The sequence below is a fragment of the Mycolicibacterium chubuense genome (assembly GCF_001044255.1).
Taxonomy (GTDB): domain Bacteria; phylum Actinomycetota; class Actinomycetes; order Mycobacteriales; family Mycobacteriaceae; genus Mycobacterium; species Mycobacterium chubuense.
This window is the reverse complement of the sequence record NZ_JYNX01000016.1, coordinates 52,496-76,900: the sequence shown is the minus strand read 5'-3', so window position 1 is coordinate 76,900 and position 24,405 is coordinate 52,496. Positions and strand designations below refer to the sequence as shown.

The 24,405-nt window shown below is 58.3% G+C and carries 18 protein-coding genes; 13 read left to right on the top strand and 5 right to left on the bottom strand.

The window, feature by feature from the left end; genetic code table 11:
* Positions 1-502: 502 nt before the first annotated feature.
* The 4 genes from MCHUDSM44219_RS03510 (at position 503) to MCHUDSM44219_RS28700 (ending at position 5,483) form a co-directional block, all read left to right on the top strand.
* On the top strand, positions 503-922 hold the full coding sequence (locus tag MCHUDSM44219_RS03510) for a hypothetical protein (protein WP_048416838.1): 420 nt from the start codon (positions 503-505) through the stop codon (positions 920-922).
* A gap of 86 nt (positions 923-1,008) precedes the next feature.
* The gene (locus tag MCHUDSM44219_RS28705; protein ID WP_082162016.1) at positions 1,009-2,868 is read left to right on the top strand and encodes a DUF4012 domain-containing protein; all 1,860 of its coding nucleotides are present in this window, start codon (positions 1,009-1,011) and stop codon (positions 2,866-2,868) included.
* A 151-nt stretch (positions 2,869-3,019) separates the two neighbouring features.
* On the top strand, positions 3,020-4,534 hold the full coding sequence (locus MCHUDSM44219_RS03505; RefSeq protein WP_048416837.1) for a tyrosine-protein kinase domain-containing protein: 1,515 nt from the start codon (positions 3,020-3,022) through the stop codon (positions 4,532-4,534).
* Between the two features lie 289 nt (positions 4,535-4,823).
* On the top strand, positions 4,824-5,483 hold the full coding sequence (locus MCHUDSM44219_RS28700; RefSeq protein ID WP_082162015.1) for a class I SAM-dependent methyltransferase: 660 nt from the start codon (positions 4,824-4,826) through the stop codon (positions 5,481-5,483).
* 47 nt (positions 5,484-5,530) lie between these two features.
* Here MCHUDSM44219_RS28700 and MCHUDSM44219_RS29725 read toward each other — a convergent pair whose 3' ends face one another.
* From MCHUDSM44219_RS29725 to MCHUDSM44219_RS28685, 3 genes are all read right to left on the bottom strand, one after another.
* Entirely contained in the window at positions 5,531-7,060 is a 1,530-nt protein-coding gene (locus MCHUDSM44219_RS29725; RefSeq protein WP_131722275.1) for an SGNH/GDSL hydrolase family protein, read from the bottom strand.
* 665 nt (positions 7,061-7,725) lie between these two features.
* Positions 7,726-8,583 (bottom strand): hypothetical protein, encoded by an 858-nt coding sequence (locus tag MCHUDSM44219_RS28690; protein ID WP_236695329.1) that lies wholly within the window; start codon positions 8,581-8,583, stop codon positions 7,726-7,728.
* 74 nt (positions 8,584-8,657) lie between these two features.
* Positions 8,658-9,356 (bottom strand): FkbM family methyltransferase, encoded by a 699-nt coding sequence (locus MCHUDSM44219_RS28685; RefSeq protein ID WP_236695328.1) that lies wholly within the window; start codon positions 9,354-9,356, stop codon positions 8,658-8,660.
* Positions 9,357-9,716: 360 nt separating this feature from the next.
* Here MCHUDSM44219_RS28685 and MCHUDSM44219_RS03490 point away from each other — a divergent pair, with 360 nt between their 5' ends.
* Positions 9,717-11,054, top strand: coding sequence for a UDP-glucose dehydrogenase family protein (locus MCHUDSM44219_RS03490; RefSeq protein ID WP_048416834.1), 1,338 nt, complete (start codon positions 9,717-9,719; stop codon positions 11,052-11,054).
* 68 nt (positions 11,055-11,122) lie between these two features.
* Positions 11,123-12,358, top strand: coding sequence for a glycosyltransferase (locus tag MCHUDSM44219_RS28680; RefSeq protein WP_082162011.1), 1,236 nt, complete (start codon positions 11,123-11,125; stop codon positions 12,356-12,358).
* 2 nt (positions 12,359-12,360) lie between these two features.
* On the opposite strand, the gene MCHUDSM44219_RS03485 is transcribed toward MCHUDSM44219_RS28680, so the two are convergent.
* Positions 12,361-13,656 (bottom strand): O-antigen ligase family protein, encoded by a 1,296-nt coding sequence (locus MCHUDSM44219_RS03485; RefSeq protein WP_157868745.1) that lies wholly within the window; start codon positions 13,654-13,656, stop codon positions 12,361-12,363.
* Between the two features lie 568 nt (positions 13,657-14,224).
* On the opposite strand from MCHUDSM44219_RS03485, the gene MCHUDSM44219_RS03480 reads away from it, so the two are divergent.
* Entirely contained in the window at positions 14,225-15,406 is a 1,182-nt protein-coding gene (locus MCHUDSM44219_RS03480) for a hypothetical protein (RefSeq protein WP_131722274.1), read from the top strand.
* A gap of 128 nt (positions 15,407-15,534) precedes the next feature.
* A complete protein-coding gene (locus MCHUDSM44219_RS03475) occupies positions 15,535-16,068 on the top strand; it encodes an FkbM family methyltransferase (protein ID WP_048416832.1) in 534 nt (177 codons plus the stop codon).
* A gap of 63 nt (positions 16,069-16,131) precedes the next feature.
* On the opposite strand, the gene MCHUDSM44219_RS28675 is transcribed toward MCHUDSM44219_RS03475, so the two are convergent.
* On the bottom strand, positions 16,132-16,863 hold the full coding sequence (locus tag MCHUDSM44219_RS28675; RefSeq protein WP_157868744.1) for a class I SAM-dependent methyltransferase: 732 nt from the start codon (positions 16,861-16,863) through the stop codon (positions 16,132-16,134).
* A 266-nt stretch (positions 16,864-17,129) separates the two neighbouring features.
* On the opposite strand from MCHUDSM44219_RS28675, the gene MCHUDSM44219_RS03465 reads away from it, so the two are divergent.
* From MCHUDSM44219_RS03465 to MCHUDSM44219_RS03450, 5 genes are all read left to right on the top strand, one after another.
* Positions 17,130-17,726: an arsenate reductase/protein-tyrosine-phosphatase family protein gene (locus MCHUDSM44219_RS03465; protein WP_330218600.1), complete on the top strand. Its 597-nt coding sequence runs from the start codon at positions 17,130-17,132 to the stop codon at positions 17,724-17,726.
* Positions 17,727-18,089: 363 nt separating this feature from the next.
* Positions 18,090-19,580, top strand: coding sequence for a sugar transferase (locus MCHUDSM44219_RS03460; protein ID WP_048416830.1), 1,491 nt, complete (start codon positions 18,090-18,092; stop codon positions 19,578-19,580).
* Between the two features lie 166 nt (positions 19,581-19,746).
* Positions 19,747-21,915 (top strand): acyltransferase family protein, encoded by a 2,169-nt coding sequence (locus tag MCHUDSM44219_RS28670; protein ID WP_082162007.1) that lies wholly within the window; start codon positions 19,747-19,749, stop codon positions 21,913-21,915.
* Between the two features lie 161 nt (positions 21,916-22,076).
* Positions 22,077-23,132: a GDP-mannose 4,6-dehydratase gene (gene gmd / locus MCHUDSM44219_RS03455; protein WP_048416829.1), complete on the top strand. Its 1,056-nt coding sequence runs from the start codon at positions 22,077-22,079 to the stop codon at positions 23,130-23,132.
* Entirely contained in the window at positions 23,129-24,103 is a 975-nt protein-coding gene (locus tag MCHUDSM44219_RS03450) for a GDP-L-fucose synthase family protein (RefSeq protein ID WP_048416828.1), read from the top strand. Before gmd ends, MCHUDSM44219_RS03450 begins: the two co-directional genes overlap by 4 nt.
* Positions 24,104-24,405 lie beyond the last annotated feature (302 nt).

Sequence of the window (24,405 nt, the reverse complement as noted above, 5' to 3'; positions counted from 1 at the left end):
AACCCGAAGGCGGCACCGATGCTACGAGCCAGACACCAGATGATCAGGATCCCAACCACCGCGAGAAGCGGCGACCTCACCCTGACACTGACCTGATGCTAACGGCGACATCTTTTCCCGTCGCGTCCGGCCCTTATTAGTCCCTTAGAAACGCGTGAGGCAGCTCTAGATCGGGCGGTGAGCGTTCCCGGTTCCGCGACCGTTGCCCCACTTCTGGCCATGGCTGAGATCTAGGCCACTGCGACCACTTGCTCGGCAAACGGACCGATGCAGTCACCTCAGCAAATTCCCACGATGCGTCGTGACCGACCCCTTTCCGCCTGCGTCCCTAGGGTCGGTTTCGTAGCCAACCTTGTCATAGCTTCGGTCGGTTGATCTGCTGGTAACACTGGGTTTATGACGTTGCCAATCGTGTCGGAGAATCTTGGCCGATTCGTTTGACAGGCCCTCGGGAGCGTGCGATGCTTCCAGCAACTATTTCCGAACGAAAGCGTGGGGGGACATGACCACCGTTGCCACCAAATTCCAGGTGACTGCCGCTGCCGCCGCTGTTGCGGTCGGTGCCGCGTTTGCTCCGGTCGCCGCGAATGCGGCGCCTGCGGTGCAGCTGCCCGCGGCGCCCACCTTCGCCGATCTTCCCCTCCAGCCTAAGGGGCCGGTGTACATCGTGACGGCGGCCTCGCTGCAGCTCGTCAGTGTTTTCCTGGACCAGAGCGCGAAGTCGCAGGATCGTCGAGCGACCCGCCTCGAGGCCTACGCCGCGGCGCATCCCAACACGTTCTTCGGTCAGCTCGCAGCGACTCGGGCGGCTCAGCTCCGGGAGAATGAGGCAATTTCGAGGGGCGTGAAGTTCAACGTCTGCCTGAACGGCAATTCGGTCGGAATCGGCCCGTACGGGACAATCACTCAGGGTTCCTGCTAAGCCGCTACGAGTTGCTTCGCATCCATCGTGCTGAGGCCTGCACGTCGCTTGACGTGCAGGCCTCATCTATTCACAGGAATGTCTGAGTGCCCTTCTTCTCTCGACGTCCACGTCATCACGAATCTGACCCGAACGTCGGCGACGAATTTGAAAGCGATTCGTTGGCGGGCCAACGCGAGGTTGGTGTGTCTCATCGCCGGAGAGGGTTGATCTGGGGGGCAGCCGTCCTGCTGCTCATCGTCATCGGTCTCGGCTGCTGGATCGCGATCGGCGCCATCCAGGCGAAGTCGAATCTCGAGCAAGCACGCGTAAATGCCCAGCGGGCCAAGGATTTTCTGCTCGACGGGGACACAGCGGCAGCGTCGGGATCGGCAAGAGATGCAGCGGTCAACGCGGAAGCCGCCCGAGATGCCACACATTCGCTCGCGTGGAACGTTGCATCGAAGGTTCCATGGCTGGGCAGCCCTCTACGAACTGGCCAGCAGATCACCGACGTCGTCCTGGGCCTTTCTGTCGACGTGCTGCGGCCAGCCGCGGACGTCGGGATCGCGATGTCGCCCGACCAGCTTTATCGAAATGGACGGATCGACGTCAGCCTGCTGCGCGCCCAAGAGCCGAAACTGAGCGAGCTCTCCGACAAAGCGGAGCAGCTGAATGTCGATGCCGGCGCGATCACGGACCCGCGCTACGTGTCGATTTTGCGTAACGCGCGCACTGAGTTGCAAAGTCAGATTTCCGAGCTCACCAGAGTGGTCGAAGGCACCGCCATGGCCGCTAAATTGGGACCATCAATGATGGGTGCCGATGGTCCACGTACTTACTTCATGGGCTTCCAGACTAACGCTGAGGTGCGAGGAACGGGTGGGCTCCTGGGTGCGTTCGGAATTCTTCGTTTCAATAATGGGGTGCCGACCGTGGATAATCTTGCGTCGAATATTGACCTGATCGATGCGGTTGGCCCGGTTGACCTGGGATCGGATTACGATCAGCAGTACGGGTTTGCCAATCCGTTTACTGACTTCCGCAATAGCAATATGAGTCCGCACTTTCCCTACGCTGCCCAGATATGGAAATCAATGTGGGCTGAGCGGACCGGCACCAATGTCGATGGCGTCATCGCGATCGACCCTGTCGCACTGAGCTACATACTCGGTGCCGTTGGCCCCATAACGATGCCCGACGGGGAGGTGGTATCGAAGGAAAATGTTGTCGAACTCACCGAATCAACCGCCTACAAGCGTTTTCCAGATGACCAACTGGCGCGAAAGACGTACTTGCAGAACATCGCAAATGCAGTTGTCGCGAAAATAACCGGTCCAGTGCAATCGCCTCGACAGCTGTTAGAAGCGCTTGGTAAAGCGGCAAGCGAAAGACGAATCTTAATTTGGAGCTCTATCCCTGAGGAGCAACAACTTCTCGAACAGACTCCGCTTGCGCACGTGATCCCCGAAGATCCGGGTCCGTATGCGGCGATCGTGCTTAACAATCTGGGCGGCAATAAGCTTGACTACTATCTCAAAAGCCAGGTCGAGTATGCCGCAGATAAATGCGCAGGTGATACTCGCGCATCAACGGTTTCCGTCAGACTGACCAACACGGTACCCACGGGACCGTTGCCCGACTACGTCGGCGCTTCTGAGGGCTTGTCGCCGAATCTGCAGGTGGAGTTTCCAAGGGGTACGAACGTCACCTCGCTGAGACTTTTCGCGACGAAAGACGCGAAGCTTTCGGCTGCAATCCTGAATGGCGAGCGAGTTCCTGCAATCTTGAGCACAGAACGAGGACACCCCGTCTTTGAGGTGCAGTTGGTGATTCCGCCCGGCCAAACTGCGAACGTTGACTTTCAACTCTCCGAACCGACAACGCCTGGAACACCACGCGTACTGTTGCAACCCCTGATCGACACTTCAGTTCCTGTGGTGAAGGTGCCGGAGTGCGCGCGTTAGTTCGCGAAGGTCTCGTGGTCGGCCGATCCAGCTGCATGCGACGCGATGGCGCAGGTGCTTTGAGTTGGCTGCGCGGAGTCTTGTTCAACAGAAAGAAGCCAAGTGTGAGGTCATCAGGCCGCGGCGTTGGCATAGGGTTAGAGGTGTTGTTTTGAACTTCCAAGAATTCGTGAAACTCGTTCGGACTCGGTGGATCACCGTGTGCGTTGGGGTACTGGTCGGCGCAATGGCGGCGATCATCATGACACTCGTTACCACCCCGATGTATCAAGCGACCACGCGGCTCTTCGTATCAACGACGGCGGGTAACTCCGTCACAGACATCTATCAAGGCAACAGGTTCTCTCAAGAGCGCGTCATTTCTTACACCGAACTGCTGATGGGCCAGACGCTCGCGCAACGGACGGTTGACAAGCTCGGCTTGCCCATGACGGGTGATCAGCTGAAGTCGCGCGTGAAGGCCAGCGCCAAACCCGACACTGTATTGATCGATCTTGCTGTGCAGGATGAATCGCCAGTGCGTGCTCGAGATATCGCCAACACAATTTCTGACGAATTCGTCGTGATGGTTCGAGAACTCGAAACCCCGGAGAACGGGTCGACGCCTGACGCGCGCGTCGTCGTAGAACAGCGAGCGTCTATTCCGGCAGATCCGGTCGTGCCGCGCACGGGTATGAACTTGATGGCAGGACTTGCCTTCGGGTTGGTGCTTGGGGTCGGTCTCGCAGTACTACGCGACCTGCTCGACAACACCGTGAAGGAAGCCAAGAACCTGGAGGATATTACCGGTGCGGGTGTCGTCGGAACCATTCCTCTTGATAAGGAACGCCGCAAGACCCCCGCGATTGCCTTCGAGAGCGACAACTCGGCCATAGCCGAAGCCTTCCGAAAACTGCGCACAAACTTGCAGTTCTTGGCGGTAGACAATCCGCCGAGGGTCATCGTCATTACGAGTTCAGTACCAAGCGAGGGCAAATCGACCACGGCGATCAATTTGGCGCTGGTGTTGGCAGAAGCGGAGCACAACGTGGTGCTTGTGGACGGCGACATGCGCCGGCCCAGCCTCGACAAATACCTTGACCTTGTCGGCACCGTCGGGTTCAGTTCGGTACTCAGTGGCGCCGTAAGCCTCGATGAAGCCCTGCAGAAGACCCGGTTCCCAGGGCTCACCGTGCTGACGTCCGGCGCCATCCCGCCGAATCCGAGTGAGTTGCTAGGCTCGCAATCTGCGCGAATGCTGCTGAACGAGCTTCGATCGAAGTTCGACTACGTGATCGTCGACTCCACCCCACTCTTGGCGGTTACCGACGCCGCTATCCTAGCGGCGGCCGCTGACGGAGTTCTCATCATTGCACGGCACGGCCACACCAAGCGTGATCAATTGGCCCATGCAGTCGAAAGCCTGCAGAATGTCGGAGCGCAGCCGCTAGCCGCAGTTTTCTCGATGATGCCGGCGCGTGGAAGCTCTTCTTACACATACCAGTACACGTACTACGGTGAGGCGCCGAACGCCCTGCGTGCGCCGAAGAAGGTGGCTGCGGCTCCGCCGACGTCCAAGCCGGTGCCTACTGACGGTGCCCTGGATACGAGCGATGCGGCCTCGCAGAGTGCGTCGGAGACCGAGACATCGCGGAGTGGCGGGCGGCGGCGCCGGCAAGACGATTAGGGATGTGCCAGTGATTCCTGAGATTTCGGATTCATACGATTCCCTGATGTGCCAAAGAGTTCGAACCGCAGAGGGAAGAATTGTCGATCCGCACTCTCGGCCGAGACGGCTCGCCAGTACTGGAACTGCTGAACCTCATTGCGCGATATAGGGTTCATCGAACGCCATCGAAACCAGTCGGGGAGGACTCGAAGTGCGGAGAACATCGACGGAGGGGTTGAGTCTACGACGGCGATTCTTTCCCGAGGCGAATATCGGCGGCTTCAGCCATGCTGACGTTGGGGTCTCGATGTTTACCCAGGTCGACAGCATCCTCCGGTCAACGGACAGAGTGCTCGACTTTGGTGCCGGACGCGGAGAACACATCATCGACAATGACGTCGAGTATCGAAGGCAGCTGTTCGATCTTCGGCACAGGTGTGCGCATGTCGAGGGGTGCGACGTCGATGAAGCGGTTATGGGAAATCCATATCTTCATCACGCGGAGGTACTCAAAGCCGGCGAGCGATTTCCGTATGCAGACGACAGCTTCGATATCATTATCTCGCGGTTCGTATACGAACATGTAGAAGACTCAAGGTTTGTCGCCAGCGAGCTGCTTCGGATACTAAAGCCCGGGGGTACGATCGCCGCGCTGACACCTAACAAATATGGATACATCGCACTTGTTGCGAGAGCTGTCCCAAATCGACTCCACGTTCGAGCACTGACTTTCATACAGCCGAAACGAAAGGCAGTGGATGTTTTCCCAACGGCATACAAGCTGAACAGCAAAAGGGCTCTGAGGTCCGCGTTCGGGCCTGGTGTAGAAATATTCATCCAATACTGCTCCGGTGAACCCGCGTACCACTTCGGTAATGCGCTTCTGTTCAGGGCATTCATGTGGCTTCACAAATATCTTCCTAGTGCGCTACAGCCCCTGCTTATCGTGTATGTGAGGAAGCGATGACGCTTTCTTGGTATCGGGAACAGGTTTGATCCGCTTCGTCTCGCAATTCAGACCGCGCCGCCTGAAATGAGGTGTGCGAGGATTCCCGCGAGCCACGGTGCCATCTGGGCATGGCCGTCGGGCATCTTGGGATGAACGTAATCGGCCATGTTGTTATCGGAGACCACGCCGAGAAAAGAAATCGCATAAAGGTTCCGATCGTGGTTCTCTTGCGTGTCATAAGCGGCATAGAGGTGGTCCGTGTATTCGGCAATCCGTCGGTTGAACTCGGCAGCGGTGATGGCCTGATCAGTTTCGGACCAAAAGTTCTGTGGTCCCCCACTGGGGGATCCGATCAGTATTATCGGCACCGTCGCGTTCCACGATCTTATCGACCCGATTAGCTTGTCGAGTCGCTCCTTGAACGCGGGCCAGAGCTGTTCGGTGGGTGTAGACAGAAAATCAACAGTGCCAAGCATGATACTGATCGATGTGGGTGCCCCCGCGGAGAAAGCTGAGGCATACCGCTTCATATACTTCGGGAATGACACCTCTGTATTGGGTTGCGGGGTCATAGGGGCCCACATGGCGCCATCAAAAAAGCGCCATTGGGCGCCCGGCGGCTGCAGCGGGTCCGCGACGACGTCGCCCCGTTTCGGTGTCGTGGGATAGCCGTTCTGGTCGAAATCGAATGCGCCGGTTGTCTTCCACCCCCGAGCGATCATTTGAAAGCCTCCGTAAGCGTAGGCCTTCGGTTGCGTGGTCGTGACGTCTCTCCAGAACGCCGTGTTGCCACGATATTTATCGCCTTCTACGCCTCGGGGGAACACAAATGGGGAGTCGCCGCCCATTGGCTGTGCTATGCGTGCCATATAGCGCTGAAGCGTCCAGCCGCCGCGGCCCTCCATGCATATAGTCCCGTTATCGTACGTTCGCGTTCCCAGCTCTTTGCCTCCAAGGATGCACCGAACGGCTAAGTCCGTGTATCCCCCTGCCCTAGTAATCGAGTCGCCGATGCTGAGATGACGCAGATTGATTCCTGTCCGCGGCGTCAGCACCTCAATGGACCTGGACGCGCTCGTCAAGACCGCACCGGCTTGACTTTTGACGTCTACCGACAATGTCAACGGGCCAGGGGCTTTAGGAGTGAAAGTCCATACGTTGTCTTTGAATTCGGCGCCTTCCGGTCCAGCGACCTCGACTTTCATGTCCGGCTCAAAACCAAGGATGAGGTCGGAAAAATCCAAGCTGTAGGTCTGTCCAGTGAGGAGGTGCAGCGTCGACGGAAGCAGTATTCGAAGCGTTGGTCCAGGCGTGGGCGCGGGCTGTTCTGCGAATCGGAATTCGTGAGCACTAAAAGGTCTGCTATCGAGGGTGGCATGTTTGCTTGCCGTTGCGAGTGACAGGACCGCCGCCGGATAGCGCACCTGCGTGGCTGACGCACCACTCGCCGCACTCGTCGGTGAAGACTTCGCGTGAGGGATTTTCGGAGCGGCAGCGGCGGTCGTGGTCTGCTTAGTGCAGAAGGACACCGTCGACGTGTCATTCGACGCGCAGCCGGCGATCACCAGTACAGCAACGGCCAGTGAGCTAACCACCCTGTACAACGAAACCCCCTGAAGTTTGGGCGATGACAGTCGGACGGCACACAGCGTTGCAATGCCGATTCGTACCATAAATGGACTTTTGCGGTGGAGATACCTGCCCCGTTTCCAGGGGGTTCCCAGCCAGTCGATTTCTCGTCAAGCTTGCTCGAATCTCGGGCGAATCGGCTTCGCGGGCACGCCGGCGCAGATGGTGTAAGCCGGAAGATCGTGCACTACTACTGACCCTGCCCCAACAATGCATCCGTCGCCGATACTGACTGTTCCCACGACGATGGTCCCGTATCCAATGAGAACGTCGCTGCCCACCTGAACTACAGATGTGTCTGATCGGGGTGCCTCGTAGACCGTTGTGTTCGGATCGTGGAAAGGATGATCACGCCCTATGAACGAAACGTTGCTGGATACTAGAACATAGCTGTCAACGCGCATATCGACCTCACATGTGAAGTTTTTCCCGAACGAGATGTGATGACCGAGTTCCACGTAATGCGGGGCGCGGATGTCGGCGCCCTTGGCAAAGCTGATGTGTGCGCCGTGCACGAAACGTTGGGGTCCACGGGACCGCACACGGAAAAGACGCGCCCGTCGAAAGAGATTCCGTAAGGTACTGAGCGGCCACGGATAGGTACGGAACGGACCGCTCGGGATCGAGGCATTCATCGCAGCGCCTTCAGTGTCCTTTTTGCTGATCCTATGCGTGCAATCAACCGCTGCACCCTGACCTCCCGGCAGCGTCTCAACTCATCCATTGCGTAGAAATTCACAGTGTTGGGGTCGCAGAATTGCGGTAGCTCCCCGAGAAGGGCTGGTCTATTCACCAGCTTCATGTGCGGATTAAGAGCGCCACCGTGAGATCCGTCATTTAGTCCGTAATTGTCACATACTCTCCGTGGCGGGAATATTGACACCCCGCCGTGGCTGAAGACGGTGTAGTACCAATGAATGAACCAACTGTTGACGCGACCTTTCAAGGAGTTCTCCAGCTGTAAAGTGAAAGGATAAAGTCCGTCCATGTCAAAGGCTGCGCGGAAGGAACTGGTACGGAGGTCGCGTAGAGAGGGCCTGTTGTCCAGACTGAACTCACTCCATGCGCGTGCCCAAGTGGCCCACCCCCAAGGATGGGCATAGGGCATGGCGATGGACTTGTCGGAGTTCCGCAGCACTGGCGCGTCGTAAATATAGCCGGCAATGCTCCACACACGATGGTCTGTTTCGTAACGGGCCAGGGCGTTGTTGAAATATTCCAAGGCGATCGGCGACAGGACTAGATCATCTTCGAGAACGATGGCCCGACCATAGGCCTCCATTACTTCGCTAACTCCGGCATATATTGAGTTTCGGAGCCCGCAATTGGTATCTCTGAATCTCCATGAGACATTCGGCATGTTCAAATCGCGTACGAAAGCCCGAACCTGCTCAACTGCAGCAGCGTCAGCAGGCCCCTTTGGGCCGTCAACAAAAATAATCACGTCGCTTTCGCGAAAGCCGGTGCAAGATCGTAGGCTGGTCAGCATCGCCGATAGCTTGTCCGATCTATTGTATGCAAAAACCGCTATGGGGGCTCGGTCTCGACCGGGTGCGGAGGCTGTCATGATCGCCCCGTTTTGGTCGTACGATCGAACAACACATCAACTTGGGTCGGACCGAATTCATGCGTGACGACCTGATTGAATATTCCTCTTACTCTGAATCCGCGATCTGCAAGATAGTCAATCACCTCGTAAAACAACGGCTGACCCTCATATAACTCAACAAAACTTAATTCCACGTATATGAAGTCGATGAGGTGCAGATTGTCGCATCCCTCGAATACGGCTAGCTCTGCTCCTTGGACATCCACTTTCAGAAAGATCGGGGAAGTGAGTTGGTCGAGATCGATGCACTCGTCCAGACGTCGGACAGGAACTTGCATGACCGTTGCGGTACGGACGCCGAAAGCAAGCTCTTGGCCGGTGCCGGGGCTGAGAAGCGAAGATGAATCCTGACGGTCGGCCACATGGAACTCGGCTGTGCCTGCGGCATCGGCCAGTGCTGTTCGGGCCACAATGACGGCTTCGTCCCCTGCGAAGAGTTGCTCGTAAATTCCGGCTGCATCGGGCAGGGGTTCGAATGCAAAGATTGTCGATGACGGGCGGACACTGCGAAAAGCAAGACTGAACTGTCCCTTATTGGCTCCGGCGTCGATGAGAGTGTTTGGTTCGCAGATCCTGATCGCATCGAGGTGTTCGACAGCCGCCGCAACCTTGTATCGGATGGCCGCGGCGATGAACGATGGCTGGGTGAGCAACCGCAGACCTTTCCGGACCCTAGAATGCGGCATCGCTGATCTCCTGAAGTTGAACTGGCGGCGTGGTTGCGCGCATTTCGCAGCCTACCCAGCAGAGCGCTCGTCCTCGCGCCACACATCGTGGTGAGTGTCCGTCCCGAGCTGAGTCTCCGAGCGATACCGGTCCAAGGTGTTGTGCATAGAAGCAATGCAACTTGATGGAGCAGCAGTATGCTGCCAGAGTTGCGTAGTTGATTTGGGGTGGCGCAATCGCGAAAGCGCCTGCAGGAACTGGAATTGAAGCTTGTTGAGCTCCGATGCGGCGTTGATGGCGACCACGGGGCGTGTGGCGCTAGACGCAGAAGTTGAGGTCGCGATCGGATGAGAATTGCTGTTTTGGGTATGGGCTACTTGGGAGTGACTCACGCCGCTTGCATGGCAAGCATCGGGCATGAAGTCATGGGTGTCGATGTCGATGTCGACAAGATCTCCCAACTGCGGGCGGGGCACGTGCCCTTCTTTGAGCCAGGCCTCGACGCCCTAACAGCTCGCATGGTGCAGAGTGGCGATTTGAGATTCACTGCCAGTTACGAAGAAGCTGCCAGGTTCGCGGATGCCTTCTTCATTGCCGTGGGTACGCCCCAGAAGAGAGGAGAGTTCGCGGCTGACGTCTCCGCGATCGACTCCGTGATCGAAACACTCGGACCCATGCTCGACCGACCTGCAGTTCTCTTCGGTAAGTCGACAGTCCCGGTTGGTACCGCCGAAAGGCTACGCAGTCGTCTGAAGGAACTCGCGCCAGCAGGTCCTGACGTGGAACTGGCATGGAACCCGGAGTTCCTGCGCGAGGGCCATGCAATTCACGACACTCTCGAACCAGATCGCTTGGTTGTGGGGACCGCGCAACAAGGCGCCCCCGGGGCAATCACAGTGGCGCGAGAGATTTACTCGTCTGTCTTGGCGAGCGGCACGCCGTTCATCGTCACCGATCTGGCTACCTCCGAACTGGTCAAGATAGCGGCGAACGCTTTTCTCGCCACGAAGATCTCGTTCATCAACGCAATTGCCGAGGTGTGTGAAGCGGCGGGAGCGGATGTCGTGGAACTGGCAGACGCGCTTGGTCACGATCGCCGGATCGGTCGCGCGTTCTTGAACGCCGGATTGGGATTCGGGGGCGGATGCCTACCCAAAGACATCCGTGCGTTCATGGCCCGTGCCGGAGAACTTGGCGCAGACCAGGCCTTGACGTTTTTGAGGGAAGTCGACGCGATCAACATGCGCCGTCGAACGCAGATGGTGGACATCACCCGGCAGCTTTGCGGAACATTGTTGGGGGTCCGCGTCGGCGTTCTCGGCGCCGCGTTCAAGCCCGATTCTGACGACGTTCGAGATTCCCCGGCGCTCAACGTCGCGGGTCAGTTGCAGCTCCAGGGGGCGGCTGTCAGTGTCTACGACCCGAAGGCCATGGACAATTCGAGGAAGATATTTCCGACGTTGAGTTATGCGTCCTCGGCCATGGCCGCCTGTGCGGGTGCGGATATTGTCCTCGTTCTGACCGAGTGGGAAGAATTTCGCGAATTGAACCCGCGAGAGCTGGCCGCGGTCGTGAGTCACAGACGAGTACTCGACGGACGCAACTGTCTTGACCACCAGCGGTGGATCGATGCTGGATGGCAATATCGCGGGTTCGGTCGTCGGCCCTCGTCCGCCGCCATGTGATAAGGCTGGTCGCTTCCAGACACTCAAGTCGCGAATTACTGATATCCGAGATTGGTTAAGCTCTTTTGGTGCGCTCGCCTCATGCGGTAGTACTCCTGGGTCTCAACTACTCGCCGGAACCCACCGGAATAGCTCCCTATACGTCGGGACTCGCCACGGGCCTTGCAGACAGCGGCTTTGAAGTTGAGGCTCTCGTTGCGCATCCTCATTATCCCGAGTGGACCATCAAAGAGGGATACGGACAGTGGCTAGCCACCGAAGGCAGCCGGGGTGTGCGTATTCGGCGGTACCTCCATTACGTGCCGCGCTCGCCCAGAGGCATTCGGCGACTGTTGTCGGAGCTCAGCTTCGGACTCCGGCTAATCTGCGCGCGCTGGGGCGATCCCGAAGTCGTTATAGCCGTGTCTCCTTCCCTTTTCGCGACTGCGATGGCCACCCTTCGGCTCCGGCTCACCCGCAGCAGATCCAAATTGATTGTGTGGGTGCAGGACATCTACACGCTAGGTCTCTCGGAAACAGGTGAGGGGAGCGGGCTAGTCGGCCGGCTCACCCGGTGGGTGGAGGCCTGGACACTACGTGCAGCAGATTCGGTCGTCGTGATCCACTCGCGATTCGCTGATTACGTCGTCGACGAATTTGGCGTCGAACCGAAGCATGTGACTGTCATTCGGAATTGGTCACATCTGCCCACCATGGAGACGGTAGATGCGGCAGACGCGCGCAAGGCTCTTGGATGGCCCGCTGATGTGACGCTCGCTGTGCACACGGGCAACATGGGCGTCAAGCAGGGCTTGGAAAACGTCGTCGATGCAGCGCGGTTGGCCGACGAACGTCATGCCTCCGTGCATTTTATCCTCGTCGGAGATGGGGGTGAGAGGAAGAAACTGCAGAACTACGCAGAGGGCGTCTCAAGATTGACCTTCCAAGCACCTCTGAGCAACAGCGCCTACCATCTGGCGCTGAGCGCAGCCGACGTGTTTTTGGTTAATGAGAAACCAGGGGTCTCTGCGATGGCGGTCCCGAGCAAATTGACGTCCTATTTTCATGCGGGCCGTCCCATCGTGGCCGCGACCGATCCAAATGGAATCGCAGCGTCTGAGATAACGGAGTCCAGGTCGGGAGTGGTCGTTCCTGCCGGTGACCCGTCTGCGCTACTGAACGCGGTACTTGAAATGGACTCCACGGCGGGCCGCACGGTGCTCTACGGGCGCAATGGACAGGAATACCGCAATAAAGTTCTCGGTGAAGGTGTCGCTATCAACTGTTGGCTGCGGTTGCTTGAGTCTCTCACGCCTCGGCGATGAGGTTACGGATCTCGGTCTGCCAGCGCGCAATTAAGATTCAAGTTTTCCGCTGCTTTGGCCATAGCGCGTCGCTTGATTTCCGCGGCTGATATTGATCCCCAAGCGATCAGAATCGGTAACCAGTAGTCCCGTTGCTCGAAGAAGGCGGACGTCAGAGCGAAGGTGATGAGGGCAACGATGATACTTGTTTCCGCGGCATATCGCTTTAGGTAGATGGATTTCAAGGTCACCGCTAGCACTGCCACGAGTAGTAGGCCCAGGGCCGCAGCCAGGAAGATCCCGCCCTGAAACCAGCTTCGGAGGAAGATGTTGTGGGTAACTGTGATGCCGTTGTAGGTGCCGCTGGCGGAGGCGCCCAAACCATTCCCGAAAATCGGGTCTTCCATAATTCTTTGCCACGCAAAATCATACGTACGAATGCGAATTTCCCATGATCCGTCTGCGCTCGTCTGACCGGTGACCTGTCGGTACCTCTCGAGCACGGATGGAAGATATTGTGCAATACCGGTCGAACTGAAGACCAGCCACAGTCCGGCCATGAAGGCTATGGCGCCGATAGCAAGTTTGCCGAGGCGTTGTCTCATGCATAGCACCCAGACCAGGAAGCCCGCCGATACGGCGAGGAACGAACTCAGGCTTCCCGATGCGAATAGCGCGGCGACATTAGCTGCTAGCGCTATTACTGTGAGAATCCTCCGCCGGCGACACGACAAAAGAATTTGTAGTGCAACGAGGATGCCTACGCACGCCATAAGCCCGAGGGTGTTTGGATGCCCTGCCATACCGAGGGCTCTTCCCTGCAGGGCCTCAACGCCGAGAAACGGTCGCCCTAACACCTGCATGACTGCGGCAGCAGACGACACCGTTTGTCCAGCGAGGAACGCAACGCTCACGCGTGCGACAAAACCTGTGTCCTTCAAGGCATAAGCGGTAACCGCAAACACGCCGAGGCCCAGCAAGACGAATAGTTGCATGCCGACGAAGAGGTTTTCCTGAACTGTCGAGTTCCTCGTAGCAGTGAGCGTGGCAACAACGGAAGCGAAGCCAGCGAATGCCCAAACCGACGGATACAGCGGCCTGTCCGCGCGGCCAAAAAGAATGGGGAGGCACAGGAGCGCAAGGATTCCAACAAACCATAGAGCTCGCGGCGCGAACGGAAGTACACGATTCACTGGCAACAGCGCTGAGATGCAGACCCACAGAGCGGTGGAAAACGACAGCGGATGCGTCCGTAGCTGAACTTCGTCGGCGGTCGGACGAAGTCGTTGTCGCGCCTGCCCTCGCTCAGCAATAGTCATTTGCTCTCTCCCGCCCCAATGTGCACCTCTTGATTTGCTCACGGTAGCCGACGAGGGTCCGTGATCAGCACATCGATGGCGACTGCCGTGACCAGGCCGCTCGGCGTGTGCTGCTCGGCGGTTCGCTGTTCCTGCAAGCCATACGTGTGTGCTCAAGTTCTTCATTGTGGCTCATCGAAACCTGACACGTAGCGCTGTCTGCGACTTTGCACGGTTGAGCCTCATGACATGTCGTCGCGCGATCGCTCTAGGGATGGCCACCGGATGGCTTCCCTACGGCTTGAGGTCGCTTGCTGGCATGATGATGAACGAGGTCTCGCGCAGAAGCTGAACGGGATACTCGAATCCACCTGAGGAGCACCCGAGAATGCCAAATCGGCTCCGTACCCGACTGCCTCGCGGCTACCTACGAATGCGCTCTGGCGCGCTGCGCTTACTGGGATTCGCGCTCTCGGTCTCTGTTCTAGCCCTCGCGTCTTTGGTGGCAATCCCGGCAATGATCGCTGCGAGCGGAGACGCGGCGTGGGGCTCTATCGCCCTAGGGCAGGTGGTCGGAACGGTTGGAGGAGTGGCCGTCGGATATGGATGGGGCTGGTTCGGCCCGGCAAGGGTTGCCCAAGGCGGGCCGACTCAAAGGCGCCAGGAATATGTCGAATCCATGGTCGCGCGCGGGGTGCTGGCGCCGCCCGTATCTCTTATTGCGGCAATTGTGGCGTGCTCGATCTCCTCGAATGCCCCGTCGTTTGCGGCCGTGGGGGCCGTCTCGGCGACCTGTATGGGGCTCAGTGCAAGCTGGTATTTCGTTGGCATGTCGAAGCCCTACACGATGCTGCTGCTCGATACATTGCCACGAGCAGCGGGTACCGCGTTCGGAATCCTCCTCATGCGCGAGGGACACAGCGCTGTCATGGGCCCCCTGGGAATGCTTGTTGGGATGTCGGTCGGCGTGGCGCTGTCGTCAGCGTGGATCCTGTGGGAGACAAAGCGCGCCGGGGCTGGCGGATGCGAACGCCATGGCATTACGGGCATTTTGGTTGCAAACCGCCAAGGAATTGCGTCAGCCCTCGGCTCGGCGACATACGCTGCCGCGCCGTTGGCAATTGTTTCGGTCGTCGCCCCAGGGATACAGCCGGCCTTCGCTCTAGCCGATAGGGTCAAGGGACTCGTCGTTGTCGCAACCGTACCGGCGACTACAGTCCTTCAGGGATGGGTACCTCGCGCAACCGGCATCGCCCGCCGCCGGCGTGCGGACGCGGCGCTTCTCAGTGCCGCAGCCTTCGCATTGTTGCTTGGCGTTGGAACCTTCTTAGCCGCGCCTGATCTCATCAAGTGGTTGGGCGCCGGGGCGATTTCCTTGTCATGGGACGTGATTCTCCTGATGTCGGCTTGCGTGGCGGTGATGTTCTTCCAATCGGTTTTGGAGCGTGTCGCACTGGCAACCTTCGAACGCTTGCGCGTGGCGGTGATCGGGGTCGCCTGCGGATCCATAATCGGGCTGCCATTGGCTGGGGTACTGGCCCACAAGCTGGGCACCGCCGGGGCTATGGGCGGGGTGCTAGCTGGGCTGCTCGTCTGCGTGACAGTCGAATTGGTTACGTACCGACTAGACGTCGGTCGAACGGTCTTGCTGCGTGCGGGAGATAAAAAGGGACAACCTGTTCACGACGATGACAAGAAACGACCGCACATTCAGACCTTGGGTGTCAGCAACTCGACACAGGAGCCAGAAGGGTACTCTCGACGGCTGTGAACACGAAACGACTCGTTCGTAATGGACTGGGAGACAGGCGGGTACGCCGGATCAAGAGTTTGAGAACGAGAGCGTCGGCACAGCTGAAGATTGGTCCGTGGCGTCGGCCAGGACTTGATGGACTTGATGTGCTTCTCGCCGACGCGATCGGCCGGCGGCGTGGTGGGACTTTCATCGAACTGGGGGCGAATGACGGGCTGCAAGCCTCGAATACTTTTCTACTGGAGCAGGAACTTTCGTGGAGTGGAATACTGATAGAGCCTATCCCGCAGTTGGCCGACGAAGCGCAACGCAACAGGCCGCGCGCGACCGTCATCTGCGCTGCAGCATCGTCGTCCAGCGAATGTGCGATCATCGACATGGCCTATGAAGATCTCACAAGCAAGGTGGAGATGAGTGGTAGCGGGGGAGTCAGCGTAGCGACGACGACCCTGTCCACCGTCATCGATCATGTCGCAAAAGGGCGAGCACCTGACCTCCTGTCGATCGACGTGGAAGGCCACGAACTTGATGTGATCGCCGGTTTGGATCTGAAAAGGCACCGCCCACGGTGGATTCTGGTTGAGTCAGACCGCCCTGAACAGGTCGGCGAGTTGCTGACCGGGTACGTCGGTGTATCGCAACTCTCCTACCACGATTACCTTTTCGAAGTCGCCGAATGATCGTGGTCTTAGCGGGACGCTGGCTGTTGCAACGCCAACACCAAATGCGTCGTCACCGGTGAACTAGGCTGTTGCTTCAACGGCCAACTGAGCGCCACCCTCATGTCCCCGGAGATCGAGGTCTCTCAATGCTTCGTGCTCGCTTTCGCCGAGCGAGCAACGAACGATGTTTGAGAAACCCGCGCGCTGGAGCTCGGCCGCCAGTGTTTCGAAGTCATACAGGTAACCCGCATGATGGCCGAAGGCGGCGACGGGAATGCGGATAAGGTCGATGGGATATTCCACCTGCATGCCGATGTCTCGGTAATGGAGCGCTACTTCATTATTGACCACGCCATCACCCTGCAAATACATGTCGACATGCGCGCGCAGGTCAGGTGTCACTGTCCTGATAACGCCGCCGGGTCGCAGACATCTGCGCGCCTCCTGAAGCATCTGTCGGCCTGCTTCAAGCGTCAAGTGTTCGATCACGTTGTCGGAGAAAATGTACTCAATAGAGCCGTCGCTGAGCGGCCAGCGTCGCGTCGCGTCGAGGTAAAGTCGTGTGACGGCATTGACGTTCGTAACTATCCAGCCGGGTCGAGAGTTATGCCCACCGATTTCCAGACGTAAGGGAGAGTTGACTTTGTCAACTTCCCGGCGAAATCGTGCTTTCGCAATCGGCGCGTTCGCCTTTTGAACACTGGAGCGAACGAGCGCACGCAAATTTGGTCGTTCAGACAGCCATTTGTTGAATCGGTCTACCGATAAGCCAGCTTCCGCGGCCACGTGTTGCATCCCCACCAGCGTCACCATACAGGTGTCTCTACCGGACGTCTCTAGGTGGCGCACCCGGGTAGAGAGGTCGCTAGTTGAATTCTGGGAAGCCGCGATTCGAGTCATGAGCGCGACGTGCGGGCTCGGAATGTCCACCGGAGGGCGACGGACTTGTCGGCGGCTGCCTCCGACATGTGGAAGCGGGAGTGAGGGCAATGCCTCACCTCTGCTTTGTGCCGGGAGAACCTCGTAAGCCGCTCCTAATGGCCCTCCGTTTGTCACAGCCGATTGTTCACGAGCGCTGATTGATTGCGACAGCGATCGCGCAATGTGGTTTTCTGGTGATCAGAGTGACAAGGGAGGAGCCTGTCCTGCAACTACTGTTTGTGTGCACGGGGAATATCTGCCGATCGCCTACTGCCGAGCGGTTGGCGCGGGCGCTCGGCCAAGAAGCAGGGATCGTCGGCCTCGAGCCATCAAGCGCTGGAACCAGGGCGGTAATCGGCCACCCAATGCACGATTATGCGGCCAGCGTGCTGCGATCGCTCGGAGGCGATCCCTCGGGCTTCACCGCTCGCCAGTTGACTACCAAAATCGCCTCTAATGCCGACATCGTGGTGACGATGACCCTGTTGCAACGTGACCTGGTGCTTCAACAAGCTCCTCGGATGCTGCGTCGGACTTTCACCTTGCACGAGGCAGCGCGGCTGGCGTCCCGTCCGGATGCACACTGCATCTCGGATCTGGCTGGGTTGCGCCACCTCGTTTCTGTCAGCACGAAAGATGACATCCCGGACCCCATTGGTCGGGGTCCCGAGGTGTTCGAGCGGGTGGGCGTGCTGATAGCCGGGCTGCTTCCGCCTCTTCTGGAACTATGTCGCAGCACCGCGCGGGAAATCTGAAAAGTTTGCTGCCCGCGACGTGTCCTATCGGTTTGTCGTAGAGAACCGGGCATCTCCCTCGAGGCGTGTTTTGCGAAAAGGCGGACTGGCTGACTCAAGTAGCGCGTTGACGTCGATTCCCCAAGTAACGGGCGCGTGAATTCCACGTCGTTCGCCTCATCTGTCGTGTTAGGTTGCTGAGCGAAGAGATGATTCGCCTTGAGAACGGTAACGGCGGGGGNCCAAGTAACGGGCGCGTGAATTCCACGTCGTTCGCCTCATCTGTCGTGTTAGGTTGCTGAGCGAAGAGATGATTCGCCTTGAGAACGGTAACGGCGGGGGTTTAAAGTTGCTGACCACACGGGCAAACATCTGGGGGGGACAGTGACGGCCGTAAATGACCGGCTAGATGTAGCGGCAAATATTGTCGCCATCCCGGCGAAGGCGCCAGCGTGGCAACGGGGTTACGCGAGACGGCTTGTCGTACTTGACGCCTTGGGTGTGCTCTTGGCCGTCGGGTTAGCTCAATGGCTCCGTTTCGGTGGCTTGACTGGCGAGGTGACGACCAGTCCGTACCTGGATTATCCCGTCGTGTCAGCGGCACTAGTGGTCGTTTGGACGCTGGCGCTTACCATCAACCACTCTCGATCCCCGCGCGTTATCGGTTCTGGCGTGGAGGAGTATCGACGCGTATGGCTCGGGACTCTCGCGGTATTCGGAGGCGTCGCCATCTTCTCGATGCTGTTCAAGCTGGAGATAGCTCGCGGATACTTGATGATCGCGCTGCCGGCGGGCATCGCCATCTTGGTTCTCATTCGGTGGCTCGCGCGCCAAGTTGTTGTTCAGGCGCGACGGAAGCATGGGCGGTGCATCACGCGGGTACTGGTTGTCGGCAGTGCTTCAGCAGTACGCGATCTGACGTCCTCTCTCGCTCGCGACCCGCGGTCTGCCTATGAGGTGGTGGGCGCCTGCATTCCGGGTCCAGCGCCCCGAACGCAAATAGATGTTCCCGGGGTTGGTGCCATACCGACTTTCGGTGATGAGTCAAACGTCGTGGGAGCCGTTACAGCGACCAGTAGCAATGCGGTAGCTGTGACAGCCACCGAACGGCTTGATGGTCGTGGCATCCGGGACCTGTCATGGGAGCTGGAGAAACTAGATATCGATCTTCTGGTTGCCCCAGGAGTGGTCGACATTGCAGGTCCCCGATTGCAGATGCGCCCTGTCGCTGGTTTGCCTCTCATTCACGTCGAGAAACCGCAATATCACGGCGCCAAGCGCTTCCAGAAGCGCCTCTTCGACATCATGTTCTCCTCTTCTGTGTTGCTTGTCGGTTTGCCGGTACTGGGAATTGTCGCGCTCGCTGTGAAGCTCACTAGCCGAGGGCCGGTCTTTTACAAACAGGAACGCATCGGCCTAGACGGCCAGCCGTTCCAGATGATCAAGTTCCGGACGATGGTCGATGGCGCCGACAAATTGGTTGGCAACCTCGCCGCACTGAATGAAAGTGACGGCGGCGTGCTCTTTAAGATCCGTCAAGATCCTCGAGTGACCTCTGTCGGGCGGATCCTCCGAAAGTACAGCATCGATGAGTTGCCTCAGTTCATCAACGTGTTGAAGCGCGATATGAGCGTCGTCGGTCCGCGACCACCCCTCGCTTCTGAGGTGAAAACCTACGACGATTACGCTCGGCGTCGTCTGCTTGTGCGGCCGGGTATTACTGGTCTGTGGCAGATCAGTGGCCGTTCCGACCTGACGTGGGAAGACTCAGTGCGACTCGATCTCTTCTACGTTGAGAACTGGTCGATGATCTCAGACTTGCTGATCGCCATTAAAACAGTCAAAGCTATTCTCAGTCACACAGGCGCGTACTGATTTTTCCGCGATGACGGCGGCATCGAACATGGCTCGCTTTGCGGTGCCGAACGAAGTGGGTGCGGCATTTCGCTTGTTCGAGGCTGCGGTTTTGATCGAGCGCTCTCGCAATTGCTAAATCCATGCCACTATTTATCGCGATAGGCCGTCGTTCGGGGGATAATCGATGTCTACATTGTTAGTAAATTACGGCAAACAAGTACGCCGCCAACGCCGGCGCGCCGAACGGGCGAATCAACGCCTCGATGTCCAGGGGCTGCGGATGGTTGCTGTTCTGACCGTCTTTTCTTCGCACCTCTTTGGCTGGCCGTCGGGCGGGTTCGTCGGCGTCGACGTCTTCTTTGTGATCTCGGGATTCCTGATAACGGGCAATCTTCTGAGGATGGCGGATCGCGCTGGAAATGTTTCCTTCAAGCGATTCTACTGGCACCGTGTACGTCGCATCGTCCCAGCTGCGACAGTGGTGCTAGTTCTGACGTACTGCTGTTCGCTAGTTGTATTTCAAACATTTCGAGCGAATGAAGTCGGCGTCGATGCGTTGTTCGCTTTCGCTTTTATATCTAATTGGTGGTTCGCGTTCCAGCAGACCGACTATTTCGCGGGGGGCGATGCCGTCTCGCCGTTACAGCACTATTGGTCGCTGTCAGTTGAAGAGCAATTTTATTTTGTGTGGCCGGCATTAATATTTGTGGTCGGCCTGATAGTTGCGCGAAAATCCTGGAATCATCAGCGTCGGCTTCACCTCGCTGGGGCAATCATGGCTGGAATCGTCGTTGCATCTTTTGTATGGGCCATGTACGAGACTGCCGTAGCACCGACGTGGGCCTATTTCGACACCTTCGTCCGCGTGTGGGAGCTCGGCGTCGGGGCTCTCATGGCGACAGCTACAGGCGTACTGGCGCGGATTCCGAGAATCGCGAAGCCTTGGCTTTCGTGGGCTGGATTGGCGCTGATTCTGGCAGGTGTGCTGAGTATCAGCGAGCAGTCACTCGGCTTTCCAGCACCGTGGGCACTCGTGCCAGTCGCAGGATCAGCGCTAGTCATTGCCGCCGGTGTCTCGGGCGAGCCGCAATTCCAAGCCTTTCTCCGGAACCCTGCAAGTGTGTATATAGGCAATATCTCATATTCCCTCTACCTGGTTCATTGGCCGACGATTGTATTTCTTGCGGCGTTGATGCCTGAGGGCCGATCTTTTTATGTGGCGGCTGCAGCGACGTCGTTCGCCTTGGCGATCGCCTCCTATCACTTCGTGGAGAATCCCCTGCGCTACGGCGACTGGAACAAGTTGCGCCAAGTGCTCAAAGATATCCGCCGCCGGCGCTATATTCCGCAAAGATCGAGCGGATATGCAGGTGTGGGTGCTCTTTTCCTGATCACCCTCGGTCTATGGGCGTATGCGATCCGGCCCGAGATACCTCATGAAACGCCGCCAGTCATTGTGGCGCAAGAGAATGTAGATCCTTCTGCCGGCAAGCCTCCTTCTGGGCCTTTTACTTCACAACTACAGCGGGAGATGGTGCAGGCGCTGTCAGCCACGAAGTGGCCAGCATTAGATCCTTCGATGGAGTCGGCCATGAACACTCCGGAATCACCACTTGATGTTCACGCCTGCAACGCAGCCGACCCCATGGATGAGTCGAGGTGTCGGTGGGGATCGCCCTCTGCAGGAACCCGCATTCTCCTGGTGGGGGACTCGATCGCGTTGTCCTACGGCGGTCCGCTTCGCGACATTGCGCTTAATTCCGAGGGCCGGCTTCAACTTCAGGTTGCAGCCATGGGGGGCTGCGAGTTCGTGGACGCGCCAGTGTTCAATCCCGACTCCTCTATCGTCGAGGCTTGCCCTGGCTGGGCGCAGCGAGTTGTGGACTCGATCAACGCGACAAAGCCCGATGTCGTGATTGTGTCCAATCTCTACGGAGCCAAGCGTGTCGTTGGAAGCGACCAGTGGATGACGCCCCGCGAGTGGTCTCGCGCCCTGCGCTCGATGATCGAGAAGTTCCGGCCCAGCACGGGGAAGGTGGTATTGCTCTCTGCCCCACCGGCCGACAAGAACATCCGGGAATGCTACGGCGCTCGATCGAGCTCTCCGGCAGATTGCATAAGCCAGGTAAACGACGTATGGCGATCGGTGGGCGGAGTTGAGCGTGATGTTGCGGCATCGATTCACGGAACGTGGGTTGACTCGCGACCTTGGTTCTGCGGCGAGGAGCGGTACTGTCCCAGTTTTGTTGGATCGACGCCCACAAAGCTTGACACCAACCACATGACCGTTGCGTATGGGCAGAAGATCGCGCCAGCAATCGCGGAGTCACTCAGAGCGGCTGGGGTGATCTGACGTGCCGCGTTAATGCCCTCTCTGGCCGCACAATCCGACTCTTAATGCGGCCGCTTCGCAGGGCCGCTTTCGACTGTTGATGCCGATGCATGGTCGGTAGGGTCAAACCAATTCGCCCGCCGCACGGACGGACGGACCGATACGAAAGACACATCACTCTGATGACAAGACGCGCACTAATTACAGGAATCACGGGCCAAGACGGCTCATACCTCGCTGAACTCCTTCTGAGCAAGGGTTATGAGGTCCACGGGCTTATCCGTCGCGCGTCGACCTTCAATACGTCCCGCATTGATCACCTCTACGTTGATCCGCACTCGCCAGACGCTCGCTTATTCCTGCACTACGGCGATCTCGGTGACGGCGCACGATTGGTAACACTTCTGGCTGATATCGATCCCGATGAGGTTTATAACCTCGCGGCTCAATCCCACGTCCGCGTTTCCTTCGATGAGCCGGAGCACACCGCCGATACGACTGGTACGGGCACAATTCGCATGCTCGAGGCGGTGCGACTCTCAGGCATCAAAACTCGCTTCTATCAGGCCTCGTCGTCAGAACTTTATGGTGCGACGTCACCTCCGCAGAATGAGGACACACCGTTCTACCCCCGTTCCCCGTATGCCGTCGCGAAGCTGTACAGCTTCTGGATCACGAAGAACTACCGCGAGGCGTACGGCATGTTCGCCGTCAACGGAATCCTCTTTAACCACGAATCACCCCGACGCGGTGAGACTTTCGTGACCCGCAAGATCACTCGCGCGGTTGCTGCGATCAAGGCCGGCCGGCAGGAACACGTTTACATGGGCAACCTCGACTCGATCCGCGACTGGGGCTACGCACCTGAATATGTCGAGGGCATGTGGCGGATGCTCCAGGCGGAGGAGCCTGACGATTACGTTCTGGCGACGGGCGTGGGAATCATGGTTCGGGAATTCCTCGAGATCGCCTTCGACCATGCCGGTTTGAACTGGGAGGATCACGTTCGCTTCGATGAACGCTATCTCCGGCCCACTGAGGTCGACGCCTTGATTGGTGATCCAACGCGTGCGGCCAAGAAACTCGACTGGGTTCCCGCCGTTGATGGCCGCCAGCTCGCGCGCCTGATGGTGGATGCCGATATCGAGGCGCTCAAGCATGCGGGCCGGCCGTGGATCGACCGGGTGCAGCTGGAGTCCTGGGTGACGCCGTCGACTGAGGACGCGAGAATGCCGTGACTGAAGGCCTGCAGTTTTCGCCGACGGAGTTGGACCGTGACGCGACTTTTTATGTGGCGGGGCACCGAGGCCTCGTCGGGTCCGCGATTGTGCGCCGCCTGGAAGCGGCAGGATTCCACAACATCGTTGGGAAGACCTCCAACGAACTCGACCTTAAGAATAGAGACGCGGTATTCGATTTCTTCGCCGCAGAGAAGCCGGCATACGTCGTGCTGGCGGCAGCGAAGGTCGGCGGCATTCTGGCAAACAGCACCTACCCGGTCGATTTCCTTAGTGACAACGTTCGTATCCAGGTCAATGTGCTTGATGCAGCACGAGAGTCGGAGGTCGAACGTCTGCTGTTCCTCGGGTCGTCCTGCATCTACCCGAAGTTTGCCAAACAACCAATCCGTGAAGATTCGCTGCTTACCGGCGCACTCGAACCCACCAACGATGCCTATGCCATCGCGAAGATCACCGGCATCCTCCACGTTCAAGCGGTGCGTCGGCAATATGGCTTGCCGTGGATCTCGGCGATGCCGACAAACCTCTACGGGCCCAACGACAACTTCTCGCGCACCGGGTCGCATGTGCTTCCCGCCTTGATCCGGCGCTACGACGAAGCCGTCGCGGAGGGCGCGTCCTCCGTGACGAACTGGGGGACCGGTACCCCTCGGCGTGAGTTCCTCCACGCGGACGACATGGCGGACGCCTGCCTCCACCTTCTCGAGCATTACGACGGCCCGCAGCAAGTCAATGTCGGCAGCGGCACCGATGTGACTATCCGTGACATCGCCGACACCATTGCCTCCGTTGTCGGCTACGACGGCGAAACGCGTTGGGATAAAACAAAACCTGACGGAACTCCACAGAAGCTCCTCGACGTCTCCAAACTCACTCAGACTGGATGGACGTCGAAGATCGATCTGCGCGAGGGGCTCGAACGGACTGTCGCCTGGTACCGCGAGCACGTCAACGATCTTCGTATATAGCACGTCAACGATCTTCGTATATAGAAGGTCATGCAGTGCTTTCGAGCTCAGCGGGTCAGCCACCGGGCCAGCAATCGGTCCACCCACGTCCGAGACTCGCAGCTACTTCGTTGAAACCGCGGACATTCGCACAGTGAACAATCCGTTCCTGCTCGGTAGTGTTCATGAGCGGTCCCGTCGTGGCCACACCGACACGTCTCGACCTGCACCATGATCAAGATACGCTTGGCTAATGCGTTAGCTGGCAAATACTGAGAATTTACTGAGTTGGGTGCGGCGTCGTATTTTGCCAGGTCGCTGAG

What these genes read in the sequence shown, in the direction of transcription:
- MCHUDSM44219_RS03510 (WP_048416838.1), top strand. Translation starts at nt 503, where the DNA reads ATGACCACCGTTGCCACCAAATTCCAGGTGACTGCCGCTGCCGCCGCT.
- MCHUDSM44219_RS28700 (WP_082162015.1), top strand. Translation starts at nt 4,824, where the DNA reads ATGTTTACCCAGGTCGACAGCATCCTCCGGTCAACGGACAGAGTGCTC.
- MCHUDSM44219_RS28690 (WP_236695329.1), bottom strand. Translation starts at nt 8,583, where the DNA reads ATGCTGACCAGCCTACGATCTTGCACCGGCTTTCGCGAAAGCGACGTG.
- MCHUDSM44219_RS03490 (WP_048416834.1), top strand. Translation starts at nt 9,717, where the DNA reads ATGAGAATTGCTGTTTTGGGTATGGGCTACTTGGGAGTGACTCACGCC.
- MCHUDSM44219_RS03485 (WP_157868745.1), bottom strand. Translation starts at nt 13,656, where the DNA reads ATGACTATTGCTGAGCGAGGGCAGGCGCGACAACGACTTCGTCCGACC.
- MCHUDSM44219_RS28675 (WP_157868744.1), bottom strand. Translation starts at nt 16,863, where the DNA reads ATGGTGACGCTGGTGGGGATGCAACACGTGGCCGCGGAAGCTGGCTTA.
- MCHUDSM44219_RS28670 (WP_082162007.1), top strand. Translation starts at nt 19,747, where the DNA reads ATGTCTACATTGTTAGTAAATTACGGCAAACAAGTACGCCGCCAACGC.
- gmd (WP_048416829.1), top strand. Translation starts at nt 22,077, where the DNA reads ATGACAAGACGCGCACTAATTACAGGAATCACGGGCCAAGACGGCTCA.